This is a genomic window from Bacillus cereus group sp. BfR-BA-01331, assembly GCF_022663915.1.
GTDB lineage: Bacteria > Bacillota > Bacilli > Bacillales > Bacillaceae_G > Bacillus_A > Bacillus_A mycoides.
In genome coordinates this window covers 218,543-234,439 of the sequence record NZ_JAKUGJ010000001.1, presented here as the reverse complement: position 1 = coordinate 234,439, position 15,897 = coordinate 218,543, and the positions used below count along the sequence as shown (strand labels likewise).

Here is a 15,897-nt window from a genome sequence, read left to right as displayed (position 1 = left end):
TGTCTTTTACGATTATAATACATTTTATCACTTCAGGTCAACTATTTGGCAGAATAAAAGAAGAATAGATGCCCTTACCTGTTCAAAAGCTATGTAGATAGCTATTATCCTTTTCCCCTGAAGACAACTATATTTTTTATCATTACACCTTTTTTAATACAAGAAAGCATTAAATAACTACTCATTCAACGTACCTGCCTTTTCAGTACTTAACTTCTCCACAAAAAAAAAGAAAGCATGCAAATCGTTTCCGTTTGCATGCTTTTTTATCCCGCTATTTGCCAGGACAGTAAGACCCCCACCTCAAAATTCAGCGAAAGCAAAGAACTTAGGCGGGGGTCAGGCTGATAATCAGCGGGGATGAACAACCCCCCACTGATTAAAGTTTCACTTTATGCGCTTGCTGATTCTTTTTTTACATCATCTTCAAGAACACGAACAAACTGCGCTTCGTTATATGGATAACCAGCTTTTGTAATTTTCACTTTTACTAGCTTACCAATCAATTCTTCAGATCCTTCAAACACAATTTTTAAGTAGTTATCTGTATAACCTACATATAAACCTTTACGGTCACCATCTTTAAATGTCTCTTCCGGAATGATTTCAAGTACTTCACCTTCAAATCTAGAAGCATACTCTTTCGCTAATTGATTTGATAGCTCAATTAGACGGTGAACACGATCGTTCTTCACGTCTTCAGGAACTTGATCTTCCATACGTGCTGCTGGAGTACCTGTACGTTTCGAATAAGGGAAAACGTGTAATTCAGAGAAACGATTCTCTTTAATGAAATTGTACGTTTCCATGAATTCCTCTTCTGTTTCGCCTGGGAATCCAACAATTACGTCTGATGTAATCGCAAGACCTGGTAACGCTTCTTTCAAACGATCTAAACGCTCTTGGAAGAATTCCATCGTATACTTACGGCGCATACGTTTCAATACAGTATTAGATCCTGACTGTAATGGAATATGCAAGTGACGTACAACTACTTCTGATTTATCTAACACTTCAATTACTTCATCAGAAATTTGACTCGCCTCAATAGAAGAAATACGAAGGCGTTTCAATCCGCCTACTTCCGCTTCCATATCGCGCAGTAATCCAGCTAAGTTATACTCTTTTATATCTTCACCGTACCCACCTGTATGAATACCTGTTAATACGATTTCTTTATAGCCCGCATCTACTAATTGCTGCGCTTGTTTAATAACTTCTTTTCCATCACGAGAACGCATTAAACCACGCGCCCAAGGAATGATGCAAAATGTACAGAAGTTATTACAACCTTCTTGTATTTTTAAAGATGCACGTGTACGGTCCGTGAAATATGGTACATCGAGCTCTTCATATACACGTGTTTTCATAATATTGCGGACAGCATTAATTGGTTGACGCTCTTTACGGAATTCTTCGATGTATCCTAACATCTTCTCACGATCTTGCGTACCAACAACAATATCTACACCTGGAATCGCCATAATTTCCGCTGGAGATGTTTGTGCATAACATCCAGTTACACAAATTACCGCATCTGGATTTTGACGTACAGCACGTCTAATTACTTGACGGCTTTTTTTATCTCCAGTATTCGTTACTGTACATGTGTTAATAACGTATACATCAGATTTTTTTTCATATTCAGTTCTTTCATAACCACCTTGTTTAAACAATTGCCAAATCGCTTCTGTTTCATAGTGGTTTACTTTACAACCTAACGTGTGGAACGCAACAGTTGCCATTGATTATCACCCCATCAATTCAAAATGATAAGAAGCGGCACTTAACGCATAAAGCGGAGCCGTTTCTGTTCTTAAAATTCTTGGTCCTAAACTACATGGTACAAATTTATGTTCACGAAGTGCGGTTATCTCTTCCTCCGCTAAGCCGCCTTCTGGTCCAAATACAATCAGCAGCTTTTGGCCTGGCTTAACCGTCGCTAAAGCTTTCGCAAAATTAGATTTCTCACCTTGTTTCGCTTCTTCTTCATACGCAACAAGACAAACATCATACTCGCTACTCATCGACAGCAGTTGTTTAAATGATGAGGGAACGTGTACTTCTGGAATTTCACTTCTATGCGATTGTTCCGCAGCTTCTTTTACAATTTTTTTCAAACGCTCAACTTTTTTATCTGCTTTTTTCGCATCCCACTTTACAATAGATCGAGATGCTTGAAATGGTAAAAATGCAGCTGCCCCAAGCTCAGTTCCTTTTTGAAAAATTAACTCTAGCTTGTCTCCTTTCGGCAGTCCACTTGCAATCGTCACGAACACAGGAAGTTCGCTTGACGCCTCTACCCATTCTACAATAGTGGTATCCACAAATTCACTGGTAATTTCAGCAATTGAACACTCTGCTGTTTTACCATTTACACAGCAATAAATGTGGTCACCAGCTGACATACGCATCACTCTTGCGATGTGATGGACATCATCACCCATTATGCGAATACTTGTCTCATTTACATATTTCTCTTCTACAAAATAACGTTGCATATAATCACCTTAGTAGAGTTTCGTTCCTTTCGTAAGTCAATACTTACGAAAAGAACGAAACGTTATCATTTTCATATAACAAACGGCAAGTCCCTCACCTTATACGGTGAGAGACTCCCCTGTTCTTTATAGACTAAAATCTATATTACGCATTTCGTGCAATAATTGCTACCCAATCTTCCATTCGAAGTACTTCTTCAATTGAAAATCCAGCTGTTTCTAACGCTTCAGAAATTACTTTTTCTTTCGCCCCAATAATACCAGATGTAATAAATAATCCACCTGGCTTCACAACTCTCGCTGCATCTTCAGGGAATAGAAGAATAATTTCCGCTAGTAAATTTGCTACGATTAAATCAACTGGGCCTTCAATACCTTCTAATAGACTATTCTGTCCAACATTGACAATGTCATCTGTTTTATTTAAGCGCACATTCATTTCTGCACTTTCAACTGCAACTGGGTCTAAATCATACGCTTGAACAGAAGCCGCACCTAATTTTGCCGCAGCAATACTAAGTACCCCCGAACCTGTCCCCACATCAATCACAGTATCACCTGGCTGAACCGTTTTTTCTAACGCACGAATACACATCGTCGTTGTGGGATGTGTCCCTGTACCAAACGCCATACCTGGATCTAATTCAATAATTTTTTCATTTGGAGAAGACGGTGTATACTCTTCCCACGTCGGCACAATTGTGAATGTATCAGAAATTTGAACTGGATGATAATACTTCTTCCAAGCAGTAGCCCAATCTTCCTCATCGACTTCATTAATTGTAATAGTTCCTTTACCAATTTCGATGTCGAAAGATGGTAGTGCATCAATAGATGATTTTACACCTGCAAGTGTTTCGTGTAAAGAATCCGTTTGTGGGAAATATGCTTTTACCAAAACACCCTCACTTGGATATTCATCTGGGTTAAGTGCATAAATCTCACCGTATTGTTGCTTGCGCTCTTTCGTCAACTCCGCTGGGTCCTCAATCGCAACCCCGCTAGCGCCTGCTTCATGCAAAATATGAGAGACAGCTTCTACTGCTTCTTCTGTTGTATGAATACTAATTTCTGACCATTTCACAATTTACCAACTCCATTTTTTATTTCCATTATTCCCCTTTGAAAGCACGTTTAAGCTTTCTGAATAAGCTATCATCCTGCTCTTCTTGCCCTGCAAATTCACGCAATAAATCTTTTTGATGTGAAGTTAATTTCGTCGGCACAACAACACGAACGACTACATATTGATCTCCTTGACCATATCCACGTACGTTCGGAGCACCTTTTCCTTTTAAGCGGAATTCTGTTCCTGTTTGTGTTCCTGCTGGAATTTTCAGCTTCACTTTGCCATGAACGGTAGGAACTTCAACTTCCGCACCAAGTGCCATTTGCGCAAATGTTATTGGCATTTCGCAAATAATGTGATCCCCTTCGCGTTCAAAGAATTCATGATTTCTCACATGAACAACAACATATAAGTCACCTGCCGGTCCGCCATTTACGCCTGCTTCACCTTTTCCAGATACACGAATTTGTTGACCATTATCGATACCCGCTGGAATTTTAACATTGATTTTTTTACGTTTACGAACTTTACCAGAACCATGGCATGTCGTACATTTCTCTTTAATCATTTGACCTGTTCCTGAACAATGTCCACAAGCTTGACGGTTTACAATACGCCCAAATGGTGTATTTTGTTCTACACTTACTTGCCCTGATCCTGAACAATGTTTACATGTTTCTTTTGAAGTCCCTGGTTTTGCTCCACTACCCTTACAAGTATCACATGGATCCTCCACTGGAATCTCAACGTTTAATTCTTTACCAAAAATAGCTTCTTCAAACTCTAAAGTAACTTGATATTGTAAATCAGCACCTTGACGTGGAGCATTCGGGTCACGACGTCTTCCGCCGCCACCGCCAAAGAATGAACTAAAGATATCTTCGAAACCGAAGCCACCGCCGAAGTCTCCTCCGCCACCGAAACCTTGATTCGGACCCGCGTGACCAAATTGATCATACTGCGCACGCTTTTGATCATCGCTCAATACTTCGTATGCTTCTTGTACTTCTTTAAACTTTTCAATTGCATTTTCTTCTTTACTTACGTCTGGATGGTACTTTTTAGCCAAACGACGATACGCTTTTTTAATTTCATCTTTTGAAGCGCCCTGGCTAAGTCCAAGGACCTCATAATAGTCTCGTTTATTCATAAATTTGCAACCCCCGAATCTTTCACATAAACGTAATTTTAACACCGAAAGAAAGTGCTTTGCAACAAAGTTTCCTCACTTACAGTATGCAAAATAAAAAAACTAAGATCCTCGCACATTTCTTCTTATTCGTGAAAAAAGTCAAAGCCAAGGCACGCTTGACTTTGACTTTTTGTCATCTTACTTATTTTATTTCACTGTATTACTTGTCTTCTTTTACTTCTTCAAACTCAGCATCTACTACATTGTCTTTTTTTGCGCCAGCGTCTTGTGCTCCTTGTGCACCTTCCGCTTGCCCTGCAGCCGCTTGAGCTTGCTCGTATAATTTAACAGTTAATTGTTGTACGATTTCTTGAAGAGCATCTTTTTTCACGCGGATTTCTTCAAGTTCGTTTTTCTCGATTGCCGCTTGTAATGCTTCTTTCGCTTCCGTTGCTTTCGCTACTTCAGCTGCATCTACTTTACCTTCTAAATCTTTTACAACTTTGTCTGTTTGGAATACAAGTTGGTCAGCTTCGTTACGAAGTTCAACTTCTTCCTTACGTTTTTGGTCAGCATCAGCATTTGATTCAGCTTCTTGTACCATACGATCTACTTCTTCATCAGAAAGACCTGAAGAAGATTGGATTGTAATAGTTTGCTCTTTGCTTGTTCCTAAGTCTTTTGCACGTACGTTAACGATACCGTTCGCATCAATATCGAATGTTACTTCGATTTGTGGAATTCCACGTGGTGCTGGCGGAAGGTCTGTTAATTGGAAACGACCTAACGTTTTGTTGTCAGCTGACATTGGACGCTCACCTTGTAGTACGTGAATGTCTACCGCTGGTTGGTTATCAGCAGCTGTTGAGAATACTTGTGACTTACTTGTCGGAATTGTAGTGTTACGCTCGATTAGTTTCGTGAACACACCGCCCATAGTTTCGATACCTAAAGAAAGTGGAGTTACGTCTAATAATAGAACGCCCTCTACATCACCAGTAAGTACGCCACCTTGAACTGCAGCACCTAATGCTACAACTTCATCTGGGTTTACACCTTTGTATGGCTCTTTACCAGTTTCACGTTTAATTGCTTCTTGTACAGCTGGGATACGAGTAGATCCACCAACAAGGATAACTTTATCTAATTCGCTTGGAGCAAAACCAGCGTCTTTTAATGCACGACGAGTTGGCTCTAATGTTCTTTCAACAAGACCAGCTGAAATTTCTTCGAATTTAGCTCTTGTTAACGTTAATTCTAAGTGTAATGGGCCAGCAGCTCCAGCACTAATGAATGGTAATGAAATTTGTGTTTGTGTTACACCAGAAAGATCTTTCTTCGCTTTTTCAGCTGCATCTTTCAGACGTTGAAGTGCCATTTTATCTTGGCTTAAATCAATGCTATTTTCTTTTTTGAATTCAGCTACTAAATGATCGATGATAACTTGGTCAAAGTCATCTCCACCAAGACGGTTGTCACCAGCAGTTGAAATAACTTCGAATGTGCCATCTGCTAACTCAAGGATAGATACATCAAATGTACCGCCACCTAAGTCATATACTAAGATTTTTTGCTCTTCATCTTGTTTTTCTAAACCGTAAGCAAGTGCTGCGGCTGTTGGTTCGTTAATGATACGCTCAACTTCTAAACCAGCGATACGACCAGCATCTTTCGTTGCTTGACGCTCTGCATCGTTGAAGTATGCAGGTACTGTAATAACAGCTTTCGTTACTGTTTCACCTAAGTATGCTTCAGCAGAAGCTTTTAAGTTTTGTAAAATGATTGCAGAAATTTCTTGAGGTGTAAAATCTTTACCTTCAACTTCTACTTTGTAGTCTGTACCCATATGACGTTTAACAGACATGATTGTATTTGGGTTTGTAATTGCTTGACGCTTCGCAACTTCCCCAACTTGACGCTCTTCATTTTTGAAAGCTACAACAGAAGGTGTTGTACGGTTTCCTTCTGGATTTGGGATAACCTTTGGTTCTCCACCTTCCATAACAGCTACACAAGAGTTTGTTGTACCTAAGTCAATACCGATAATTTTACTCATGGCGATTCCTCCTACTTTTATGTAAATTATTGATTTACTTTTACCATTGATGGGCGAATCACACGGTCTTTTAGTTTATAACCTTTTTGGAATTCCTCCACAACCGCGTTTGATTCAAATTCACTGTCTTCGACTTGCATAATAGCTTGGTGCTCATTAGGATCAAACTGTTTACCAACAGATTCAATCGCTTCAACACCTTCTTTAGTCAGCGCTTCTAGCAATTGACGATGCACCATTTCCATACCTTGTAACAAGGATTTCGTTTGCTCATCAGTTGTTTCCACTTGCATCGCTCTTTCAAAATTATCAAGAGCTGGCAAAATATCTGAAACTAAACTTTGTGCTCTATATTTTTCAGCAGCCTGTTTATCCATTTGGACACGGCGCTTATGATTTTCAAAATCAGCTTGTAGACGTAATGTGCGACCTTCCGTTTCCGTTAGTTTCGCTTGTAACTCATCTACTTTTTCTTGTAAAAGAGCAGCCTCACTTTTTTCTTCTACAGCTTCTTCACTGTTTTCTGGCGTGACAGCTTCTTCAACTTGCGCTTCTTTCACTTCTTCTACCACTTGTTCGTTACGCTCTTCCACAATTTTCACCTCCTTAAAAGGTATTAGGTATCACGCTTAGCACGATTACCTAAGCATTATATATTACACACAGCAATGAGAATCTCATCACTTGAGCGAATGTATTACTCTCATTTACTTTTTAAGTCCGTCTGTAAATTGTCTTGTAAATAACTGCAACAAACTAATTACACGAGAGTATTGCATTCTCGTCGGACCTAAAATCGCAATTGTTCCTAGTTGCTCTTCTCCAATCGAATATGTTGCAGAAATTAAACTACAATCTTCCATAGCTATTGAAGAATTTTCCCTACCAATTTTCACTTGAATACCAACTTGTTTATGACGCAAAATATCATAAAACTCAGCTTCGTTATCAATCATCGTCAGCAAGGATCTTACTTTTTGAATGTCATGGAACTCTGGTTGCGAAAGCATATTTGCTTTCCCTCCAAAGTATATCTTTTCCGATAAAGGAACTTGAAATGTACCATCTAACATTTTTATTGCGCTATCGTAATTATGAACATACCCACGCAAGACTGTAACAATCTCTTTAAAGATTTTATTATGAAGTTCTGCCATAGGTATACCAGATAGCTTTTCATTTAAAATATTAACCATTTTTTCTAAATCTGATAAATCAACAGATTCCGGAACGGTAATCGTTTTACTTTGCACATGCCCTGTATCTGTTACAATAATAGCGACTGCTGTTTGACGATCAAGCGGTACAATTTGTACATTTTTAAGTTTATTTGTGCTCAATTTCGGACCAAGAACAATGGCCGTATAATTCGTAAGCTCTGATAAAATTTGAGCTGATTGTTGTGCAATTTTTTCTGCTTCAAAAATTCTTTCAGCAAATAAATCTTTAATTTGTACAATTTCATCGGTCGGTAAGTTTTGCGGCGCTAAAAGATGGTCTACATAAAAACGATACCCTTTTTCAGAAGGAACACGCCCAGAAGAACTATGCGTTTTTTCAATAAATCCTAGTTCTTCTAAATCAGCCATTTCATTTCGAATAGTAGCTGAACTAAACGTAATTTCATCTTTCTTAGCCAACGTCCTCGAACCAACTGGTTGCGCTGATCCAATAAAGTCATCAACAATTGTTTGTAAAATTAAGAGCTGACGTTCCGTAAGCATCTCATCATCACCTCTGTTAGCACTCTTTGTCTTCGAGTGCTAAATCTATTAATAACTTACCAAAATTGACATTCAATTGTCAACGGAAACGTCACGAAATAACGAAACTTTTTCACGCTTATGGCACATTTAATTAATCAATCAAAAATGACTGGAATACTTCATTCCCTAATAGTTTCCCTTTCCTCGTTAAACAAACATGTCCATCTCTGTTTTCAAGTAATCCTTGTTCTTGATTACTTTGTAACTGCTTTGCAAAAACATGATCCATCTCCACATTAAATTTCTTTTGGAATTCTAACTTAGAAACACCTTTTGTTTTTCGAAGTCCTAAGAACAACTCTTCTTCCATTTTTTCTTTCTCTGTCACTGGGTGAACATCTAAATATGGAAATCCTGTCTCATCAATTTTAGTGAAATATTGCTTGAGCGGACCTACATTTTGAATTCGTTCCCCGTTCACATAGCTATGTGCTCCAGCTCCAAATCCATAATACTCTTCATTATTCCAGTATGTGAGATTGTGTCTACTTTCATTATTACCTTTTGAGAAGTTACTAATCTCATACTGGTTATAACCATGTTTTTCCATTTCATCCATTACCATTTCGTACATTTTCGCTTCATGGTCTTCACCTGGAAGTCTTAATTTCCCTTTATTCATTAAGTTATAAAATACGGTTTTCGGTTCCACAATTAAGGAATATGCCGAGAAATGTTGTACACCAAGCGTAAAGGCAATTTCTAATGTTTCCTTTACATCTTCTATCGTCTGTCCTGGCAGAGCATAAATTAAATCTACATTAATATTTTTAAAACCGACTTCCTGCGCTTCTCGAATTGCTACGAATGCATCTTCTCTCGTATGCCTGCGTCCAATCTTCTCAAGTAGCTCATCACGAAACGTTTGCACACCAAAACTAATTCGGTTTACTCCACCTTCTAGCAATACGTTCAATTTCTCTTTCGGTAAATCACCTGGATTCGCTTCAAATGTTAATTCACAATTCGGCGCAAATGGACGCAAACGACGGTTAATGATGTCGAGTAGTTTTTTTGTCTGTTCCATATTTAATGCCGTCGGAGTTCCTCCGCCAACAAAAATCGTTTTCATACTTTCAAACGGTACTTTTTGAACCGTATTTATTATTTCTTTCTCTAAATATTGTAAGTATCGATCAACCGGTTGGCGTTCAATAAATACTTTATTAAAATCACAATAGTGACAAATATGCTGACAAAACGGAATATGAATATATGCAGCTTGTACCAAATATAACTCCTACCTTTCTAAAAAGAAAACCTCCGCACTCCGGAGGATTCTTTACTTCTCTACTGTATTACGGATTTGTTCCATTCGCATTTTTCCCCAATCATACATCATTTCAACGATCGGTAAAAGCGACATACCTAATTCCGTCATATAGTACTCAACACGCGGAGGAATTTCCGGGTATACCGTTCGATCAACAATCCCGTCCTCCATTAACTCTTTCAATTGATTTGACAACACTTTATGAGAAATGCTCGGGAACAGACGTTGCAATTCACTAAAACGATGCGGACCTTCCACACCTAAGTGCCACAATATCACAACTTTCCACTTCCCACTAATTATAGAAAGCGTCAGTTCCTTTTCGCAATTAAAATTACCTTTTTGTATTTTCTCTCGAATATCTTTTCGAATATTTTCGGACATTAATAGTCTCCTAACTCTATATCAATCACTAAAAAGCTCTCTCACTATTGTAAATGAGAGATGCTAAGATGTCTAAAAAGTAGCATATAAAAAAGAAGCCGAACGAACGGCTTCTACTTTTATCACGATTGGTGCGGGCTAATAATTAGCGAAGAATAGAAAAATCTCCACTAATTATAGTTCACTCCATTAGTTATCATCCATTTTCAGTACAGCCATGAATGCTTCTTGCGGCACTTCTACAGAGCCAACAGACTTCATACGTTTTTTACCTTCTTTTTGCTTATCAAGAAGTTTACGCTTACGAGAAATGTCACCACCGTAACATTTTGCAAGTACGTTTTTACGCATCGCCTTAATTGTAGAACGAGATACAACTTTATTTCCGATAGTCGCCTGAATTGGCACTTCAAACTGTTGTCTTGGAATTAATTTCTTTAATTTCTCTACAATTACTTTACCACGGTCATACGCTGAATCACGATGTACAATAAATGATAAAGCATCCACTTGTTCATTATTTAAAAGAATATCCATTTTCACAAGTTTAGATGGTTTATAACCAATTAACTCGTAGTCAAATGATGCATATCCTTTCGTATTTGATTTCAATTGATCGAAGAAATCATATACGATTTCTGATAACGGGATTTCATATGTCAATGTAACACGTGTTTCATCTAAATATTGCATATCAATAAACGTTCCACGTTTCCCTTGGCAAATTTCCATTACAGCTCCAACATAGTCATTCGGAACCATAATTGCAGCCTTCACAAACGGCTCTTCTACACGATCGATAGTCTGTGGATCTGGCATATTAGATGGATTATCAACAATAAAATCTTCACCGTTCGTTAAATACACTTTATAAATAACGCTTGGCGCTGTTGTAATTAAGTCAATCTTGAATTCACGTTCAATACGTTCTTGAATAATCTCCATGTGAAGAAGCCCTAAGAAACCACAACGGAAACCAAAACCTAAAGCTTGAGATGTTTCAGGCTCAAATTCAAGAGCAGAATCATTCAATTCTAGTTTTTCTAACGCATCACGTAAGTCGTTATAACGTGCAGAATCGATTGGATATAAACCACAGAATACCATTGGGTTTAATTTTCGATACCCTTTTAACGGCTCTGCAGCCGGACGTTTCGCATGTGTAATCGTATCACCAACACGTGTATCGCCTACATTTTTAATAGATGCTGCCAAGAAACCTACATCACCTACTGTTAACTCGTCACGTTGCGTCGTTTTCGGTGTAAACACACCTACTTCTGTTACTTCAAATTCTTTTCCAGTTGCCATCATACGTACTTTATCGCCAACTTTTACCGTTCCATTTACAACACGGATATATGCAATTACACCACGGTACGGATCATATAAAGAATCGAAAATCATACATTGTAACGGCTCTTCTGAATCACCTGTTGGAGCTGGTACCTTTTCAACGATTTGTTCTAAAATATCTTCAATACCAATGCCAGCTTTCGCTGAAGCAAGTACAGCTTCCGATGCATCTAAACCAATTACATCTTCTACCTCTTGACGTACGCGTTCTGGGTCTGCACTTGGTAAGTCGATTTTATTAATAACTGGTAAGATTTCTAAATTATTATCAAGCGCTAAATATACGTTCGCTAATGTTTGCGCCTCAATTCCTTGCGCTGCATCCACTACAAGAATTGCACCTTCACAAGCCGCTAAACTACGAGATACTTCGTACGTAAAGTCGACGTGTCCTGGAGTATCGATTAAGTGAAGAATATACTCTTCACCGTCTTTCGCTTTATACGTTAGTTGTACTGCATTTAGTTTAATTGTAATACCACGCTCACGCTCCAACTCCATAGAGTCAAGCAATTGCGCCTTCATTTCGCGCTGTGCCAACGCGTTTGTTTTCTCCAAAATACGGTCTGCCAACGTTGATTTCCCGTGGTCAATGTGAGCAATGATGGAGAAGTTACGAATTTTGGACTGTCTTTTTGCTCTTTCTTCTTTATTCATCTATGTTCTCAACTCCTAATAGTCTCGCCAATATACACTAGCACTGATTATATCAATAGAGCAGCAAAGATTCAATGAAAACTCGTGCTGCTTACAATACAAATCACTCTATCTATATCTTATGCGAACAAACCATAAGAGACAAACCTTTTTCAAATTAAAAGACAGCTCTCTTACAAACATAAGACAACCATCCTTCCCGCTACCCTTAACTAAAAATTCCTTTTATTGCCCCAACAACTATATCCGTTCCAAACTTTGTCATATCACGAGCAACACTTGCTATCGCCATACCGATACCTTCTACAACATTAAAACTTCTTAAACTTTCTAACTGTTTTTGTTTTTCAGTAGCCGAAAACGTCTCTCCCGAAATTCCGGGTTCAGCCCCAGCGCCTTCTGTTCCTGTCATATGAGCAATTTGTTCATATGACAGCTGACGATATCCTTTCATACTTTTTAGGCCATGATTAGCAAGTCCCACTCCAGCTATCATCATAAGCAAACATAAGACTGTACCGCATATACATAACAGCGTAAATTGACTCAAGCTATTTCTGCCTCTTTCCATCAATGTGTATATGCCCCTGTATTATCCTGATCAATCTGATGATGCAGCGCTGCATTTAAACCGCTGGCTATTACATTTGCCATATCCTCAATAAACGCATCTACTTCTTTTGGAGTTACCATTAAATTATGACCAAGAGGAGATAACACTTCATAAATTAACTTTCTCTTTTCTTCTTCTTCTAACGTACCAATAGCTCCTAAAAACATATTTCGACTCTTTTCATCTGGCATATCTTCTTCTGTTAATTTTTTCTTTTCTCCAAATGTAAAACCTGCTGGCAATAAAGAGCGTGACGGTTTGTTTCCTTCTTTCAGTTCCCGGCCAAAATGTTTCAAAATAAAATCAATTGTATCACTCGTAATCGAAACAGCATCTACCACAGTTGGCACACCAATTGCGATAACAGGAATACCTAATGTTTCTTTACTTAGTTCCTTACGCTTATTCCCAACACCAGATCCTGGATGAATTCCTGTATCAGAAATTTGTATCGTACTATTTACTCGTTCTATAGAACGAGCAGCTAATGCATCAATTGCGATGACAAAGTCTGGTTTTGTCTTCTCAATAATTCCGTAAATGACATCGCTCGTTTCAATCCCTGTAATTCCCATTACCCCTGGACGAATGGCACTAACAGGTCTAAATCCTTCTTCCACACTTTCAGGCTGCAATTTAAACAAATGTCTCGTCACCAGTACGTTCTCTACAACTATCGGTCCGAGTGCATCCGGCGTTACATTCCAATTCCCAAGACCTACGATTAAACAACTCGCTTCTTTTGAAACTCCAACCTCTTCTAAGAAATAAGAAAATTCTTTTGCAAAAATACGCTCTACCTTTTGCTGAAGTTCCGTATCTTGTTGTCGTATACCTTGCACCTCAAGAGTTAAATAACTTCCAGGTTTTTTCCCCATCGACTCAGATGCAATTTCATCAATAGTTACTTTTGTAATTGTAACTCCCTCTTCTTCCCTCTCTTTTACAATAACTCCCTGTATCCCTTTTTGTTCTTCTTGGCGCTCTTGTAGCATTTGGTGCGCCTCTACAGCAAGGTCAGTTCTAACACTATATTTACTTAAATCTAATGGTTCTTTCATCGTATCTCCTCCGTAATTCATAGTAAATATCGTTAGATTTCCCCAAGTTATATTAGGTCATTCTTTCCTTTACGTGAAATTTCATTGATATACTATTGCAATTCTCTTCACCGTTTGATAGAATATCACTTGTTCTATGTAAGAATCGAGTCATTCGATTGCACCAGGGAGGTGAAAAGTATGGCAAACATCAAATCTGCTATCAAACGCGCTAAACTTAGCGAAGAGCGTCGTTCACATAACGCTTCTATCAAGTCTGACATGCGTACTGCTGTTAAAACTGTAGAAACTTTAGTTACTAATAACGATCTTGAAAATGCTAAAGAAGCTTTCAAAACTGCTTCTAAAAAACTTGACAAAGCAGCTCGTAAAGGTCTTATCCACCAAAACGCTGCATCTCGTCAAAAATCTCGCTTAGCGAAACAAGTAAACGCGTAAGGCGTTTAAAAAACGATCCATTCGGATCGTTTTTTATATACACAAAAAAGTTCACGTACTAAGTACGTGAACTTTTTTGTGTCACTACATATGATTTAATCGCATTAAGAAAAACTCAAGCACAAGTTTCTTATCCATCTTTCCAGTCTTCATACTATAATCAGCTTCCGCCAATTCTATAATAACTTTTTTTAATTCTTCAAAAGAGAAAAACTTCGTTTGATTCATCGCCAACTTTACCCGGTACGGATGTACACCAATATGGGACGCGATTTGATTTTGTCCGTAACCACGCTGTTGCAACTCTTTCACTTGATGTAGCAAGCGGAACTGACTTACTAATAAAGCGAGCAGTTTAATCGGTTCTTCCTGCTGTGTAAATAATCCGTCTAAAATTTGCATAGCACCAGCGATATCTTTTTTCACCACTTTTTCTGTTAAAGCAAACACGTTTTGCTCAACAGATTTCGGCACAAGTTCCGTGACAAGTTTTGGCGTAATTTCTCCGCCCATACCGACGTATAACGTTAACTTGTCCATTTCCTTCGCCAACATTGTTACATTACTTCCCACAAGCTCTAACAATAAACTAACAGCTGAATTATCAATATGCACATGCACCTCATCCGCACGAGAAACAATCCACTTCTGAACATCCTGCACTTGCATCGCATTTGCTTCTATTACATCCGCTGTTTTCTTTAATAGTTTTGTAATTTTTTTTCTTTCGTCTAATTTTTCATAAGGCGCAACAAAAACAAGAATAGAAAAAGGAGATGGCTCCCCAATATATTCTTCTAAAATTTTTATATTTTGTTCTAATTTTTCTTTTTGTGCCGTTAAAAATAGTGGTGATTTTATTAATATAACTTTACGCTCGCCAAAAAAAGGAAGCGTATGCGCATCCTCAACTACATCTTCTAAATACGCTTCTTCCAAATCGTATGTCACAACATTAAACTCTCGATCTTCCTCTTCAAGCGCGTACGTTGTAATAAGCTTTATCGTTTCATTTATAAAATAGGCTTCCGTTCCATACAGTACATACAACGGAGCGAACTGTTTCTTTTTAATCTTCTTATGTATATCACTCATATTTTTTCCTACTCCCTAACTTGGCAATATATATTTATACTAATGCCCTAGCTTTTGTTTTACAAGTACAAAGGGACGGTCTTTATAACCCGCCCCTTTATTTATATAAAACGCCACACAATAAGCCCCGGATTTCTTATTGGTGTGCGGTAATCACCTTCCCTTTATTATTTACAATAATAATCTTAGTATAAGTGCCAACTGTTAACATGATTGGAAATGAAAAATTCACGCTACTTAACTAACTAGAAAAAGTATACAAATACTCTATTTCACTTCATATGGAAATTGTAGATTTTTTTCTGACAATATTTTATACTAAAATGGAATGTTGGGGAGGGATTCTAAATGAATGATTTTGAACAAAACGTTCAAAGTAAACGCAATGACGCTATTGATTCAGGGGTAGGATTTATCGTCTCATTTGGTTTTTTCGCAACACTTTTCATTATTGCAACTGTTATTAAATTCATCGGTTCTTAAAGGCTGCTGCTTA

At 38.0% G+C, this 15,897-nt stretch carries 15 protein-coding genes; 2 read left to right on the top strand and 13 right to left on the bottom strand.

The features are described from left to right. Window positions 1-392: 392 nt before the first annotated feature. The 12 genes from mtaB to gpr all read right to left on the bottom strand — a co-directional run bounded on the left by mtaB (window position 393) and on the right by gpr (window position 13,868). Window positions 393-1,745: a tRNA (N(6)-L-threonylcarbamoyladenosine(37)-C(2))-methylthiotransferase MtaB gene (mtaB, locus tag MR155_RS01135; protein WP_002138376.1), complete on the bottom strand. Its 1,353-nt coding sequence runs from the start codon at window positions 1,743-1,745 to the stop codon at window positions 393-395. Window positions 1,746-1,751: 6 nt separating this feature from the next. Further along, on the bottom strand, window positions 1,752-2,501 hold the full coding sequence (locus tag MR155_RS01130; RefSeq protein ID WP_113935596.1) for a 16S rRNA (uracil(1498)-N(3))-methyltransferase: 750 nt from the start codon (window positions 2,499-2,501) through the stop codon (window positions 1,752-1,754). Between the two features lie 145 nt (window positions 2,502-2,646). Further along, complete coding sequence (gene prmA / locus MR155_RS01125) at window positions 2,647-3,585, bottom strand: 50S ribosomal protein L11 methyltransferase (protein ID WP_242307645.1); 939 nt, start codon at window positions 3,583-3,585, stop codon at window positions 2,647-2,649. Window positions 3,586-3,613: 28 nt separating this feature from the next. Beyond that, on the bottom strand, window positions 3,614-4,720 hold the full coding sequence (gene dnaJ / locus MR155_RS01120) for a chaperone protein DnaJ (RefSeq protein WP_002015197.1): 1,107 nt from the start codon (window positions 4,718-4,720) through the stop codon (window positions 3,614-3,616). A gap of 202 nt (window positions 4,721-4,922) precedes the next feature. Next, the gene (gene dnaK / locus MR155_RS01115) at window positions 4,923-6,758 is read right to left on the bottom strand and encodes a chaperone protein DnaK (RefSeq protein ID WP_002015198.1); all 1,836 of its coding nucleotides are present in this window, start codon (window positions 6,756-6,758) and stop codon (window positions 4,923-4,925) included. Between the two features lie 26 nt (window positions 6,759-6,784). Continuing rightward, window positions 6,785-7,351, bottom strand: a complete 567-nt coding sequence (grpE, locus tag MR155_RS01110; protein ID WP_002138384.1) for a nucleotide exchange factor GrpE — start codon at window positions 7,349-7,351, stop codon at window positions 6,785-6,787. Between the two features lie 114 nt (window positions 7,352-7,465). Further along, entirely contained in the window at window positions 7,466-8,482 is a 1,017-nt protein-coding gene (hrcA, locus tag MR155_RS01105; RefSeq protein WP_002067157.1) for a heat-inducible transcriptional repressor HrcA, read from the bottom strand. A gap of 133 nt (window positions 8,483-8,615) precedes the next feature. Further along, window positions 8,616-9,755 carry a radical SAM family heme chaperone HemW gene (gene hemW, locus MR155_RS01100; protein WP_113935598.1) on the bottom strand — a complete coding sequence of 380 codons (1,140 nt, stop codon included), beginning with the start codon at window positions 9,753-9,755 and terminating at the stop codon, window positions 8,616-8,618. Window positions 9,756-9,806: 51 nt separating this feature from the next. After that, on the bottom strand, window positions 9,807-10,181 hold the full coding sequence (locus MR155_RS01095) for a winged helix-turn-helix transcriptional regulator (RefSeq protein ID WP_002015203.1): 375 nt from the start codon (window positions 10,179-10,181) through the stop codon (window positions 9,807-9,809). A gap of 189 nt (window positions 10,182-10,370) precedes the next feature. Continuing rightward, the gene (gene lepA, locus MR155_RS01090) at window positions 10,371-12,194 is read right to left on the bottom strand and encodes an elongation factor 4 (protein ID WP_002034072.1); all 1,824 of its coding nucleotides are present in this window, start codon (window positions 12,192-12,194) and stop codon (window positions 10,371-10,373) included. Window positions 12,195-12,402: 208 nt separating this feature from the next. Continuing rightward, the gene (locus MR155_RS01085; protein ID WP_049946676.1) at window positions 12,403-12,765 is read right to left on the bottom strand and encodes a DUF3679 domain-containing protein; all 363 of its coding nucleotides are present in this window, start codon (window positions 12,763-12,765) and stop codon (window positions 12,403-12,405) included. Further along, complete coding sequence (gpr, locus tag MR155_RS01080) at window positions 12,765-13,868, bottom strand: GPR endopeptidase (protein ID WP_002088693.1); 1,104 nt, start codon at window positions 13,866-13,868, stop codon at window positions 12,765-12,767. Before gpr ends, MR155_RS01085 begins: the two co-directional genes overlap by 1 nt. Before the next feature lie 180 nt (window positions 13,869-14,048). Here gpr and rpsT point away from each other — a divergent pair, with 180 nt between their 5' ends. Continuing rightward, window positions 14,049-14,306, top strand: a complete 258-nt coding sequence (rpsT, locus tag MR155_RS01075) for a 30S ribosomal protein S20 (protein ID WP_113935599.1) — start codon at window positions 14,049-14,051, stop codon at window positions 14,304-14,306. Between the two features lie 84 nt (window positions 14,307-14,390). Here rpsT and holA read toward each other — a convergent pair whose 3' ends face one another. Continuing rightward, window positions 14,391-15,401: a DNA polymerase III subunit delta gene (gene holA / locus MR155_RS01070; protein WP_113935600.1), complete on the bottom strand. Its 1,011-nt coding sequence runs from the start codon at window positions 15,399-15,401 to the stop codon at window positions 14,391-14,393. Between the two features lie 348 nt (window positions 15,402-15,749). Here holA and MR155_RS01065 point away from each other — a divergent pair, with 348 nt between their 5' ends. Then, window positions 15,750-15,884, top strand: coding sequence for a YqzM family protein (locus MR155_RS01065; RefSeq protein ID WP_000997609.1), 135 nt, complete (start codon window positions 15,750-15,752; stop codon window positions 15,882-15,884). The last annotated feature ends 13 nt before the right edge of the window (window positions 15,885-15,897 follow it).

Excerpts from the sequence above, each read along its gene's own strand:
- lepA (WP_002034072.1), bottom strand. The coding sequence starts at position 12,194 with ATGAATAAAGAAGAAAGAGCAAAAAGACAGTCCAAAATTCGTAACTTC.
- hrcA (WP_002067157.1), bottom strand. The coding sequence starts at position 8,482 with ATGCTTACGGAACGTCAGCTCTTAATTTTACAAACAATTGTTGATGAC.
- mtaB (WP_002138376.1), bottom strand. The coding sequence starts at position 1,745 with ATGGCAACTGTTGCGTTCCACACGTTAGGTTGTAAAGTAAACCACTAT.
- MR155_RS01065 (WP_000997609.1), top strand. The coding sequence starts at position 15,750 with ATGAATGATTTTGAACAAAACGTTCAAAGTAAACGCAATGACGCTATT.
- dnaJ (WP_002015197.1), bottom strand. The coding sequence starts at position 4,720 with ATGAATAAACGAGACTATTATGAGGTCCTTGGACTTAGCCAGGGCGCT.
- MR155_RS01130 (WP_113935596.1), bottom strand. The coding sequence starts at position 2,501 with ATGCAACGTTATTTTGTAGAAGAGAAATATGTAAATGAGACAAGTATT.
- gpr (WP_002088693.1), bottom strand. The coding sequence starts at position 13,868 with ATGAAAGAACCATTAGATTTAAGTAAATATAGTGTTAGAACTGACCTT.
- holA (WP_113935600.1), bottom strand. The coding sequence starts at position 15,401 with ATGAGTGATATACATAAGAAGATTAAAAAGAAACAGTTCGCTCCGTTG.
- dnaK (WP_002015198.1), bottom strand. The coding sequence starts at position 6,758 with ATGAGTAAAATTATCGGTATTGACTTAGGTACAACAAACTCTTGTGTA.
- rpsT (WP_113935599.1), top strand. The coding sequence starts at position 14,049 with ATGGCAAACATCAAATCTGCTATCAAACGCGCTAAACTTAGCGAAGAG.
- MR155_RS01095 (WP_002015203.1), bottom strand. The coding sequence starts at position 10,181 with ATGTCCGAAAATATTCGAAAAGATATTCGAGAGAAAATACAAAAAGGT.
- MR155_RS01085 (WP_049946676.1), bottom strand. The coding sequence starts at position 12,765 with ATGGAAAGAGGCAGAAATAGCTTGAGTCAATTTACGCTGTTATGTATA.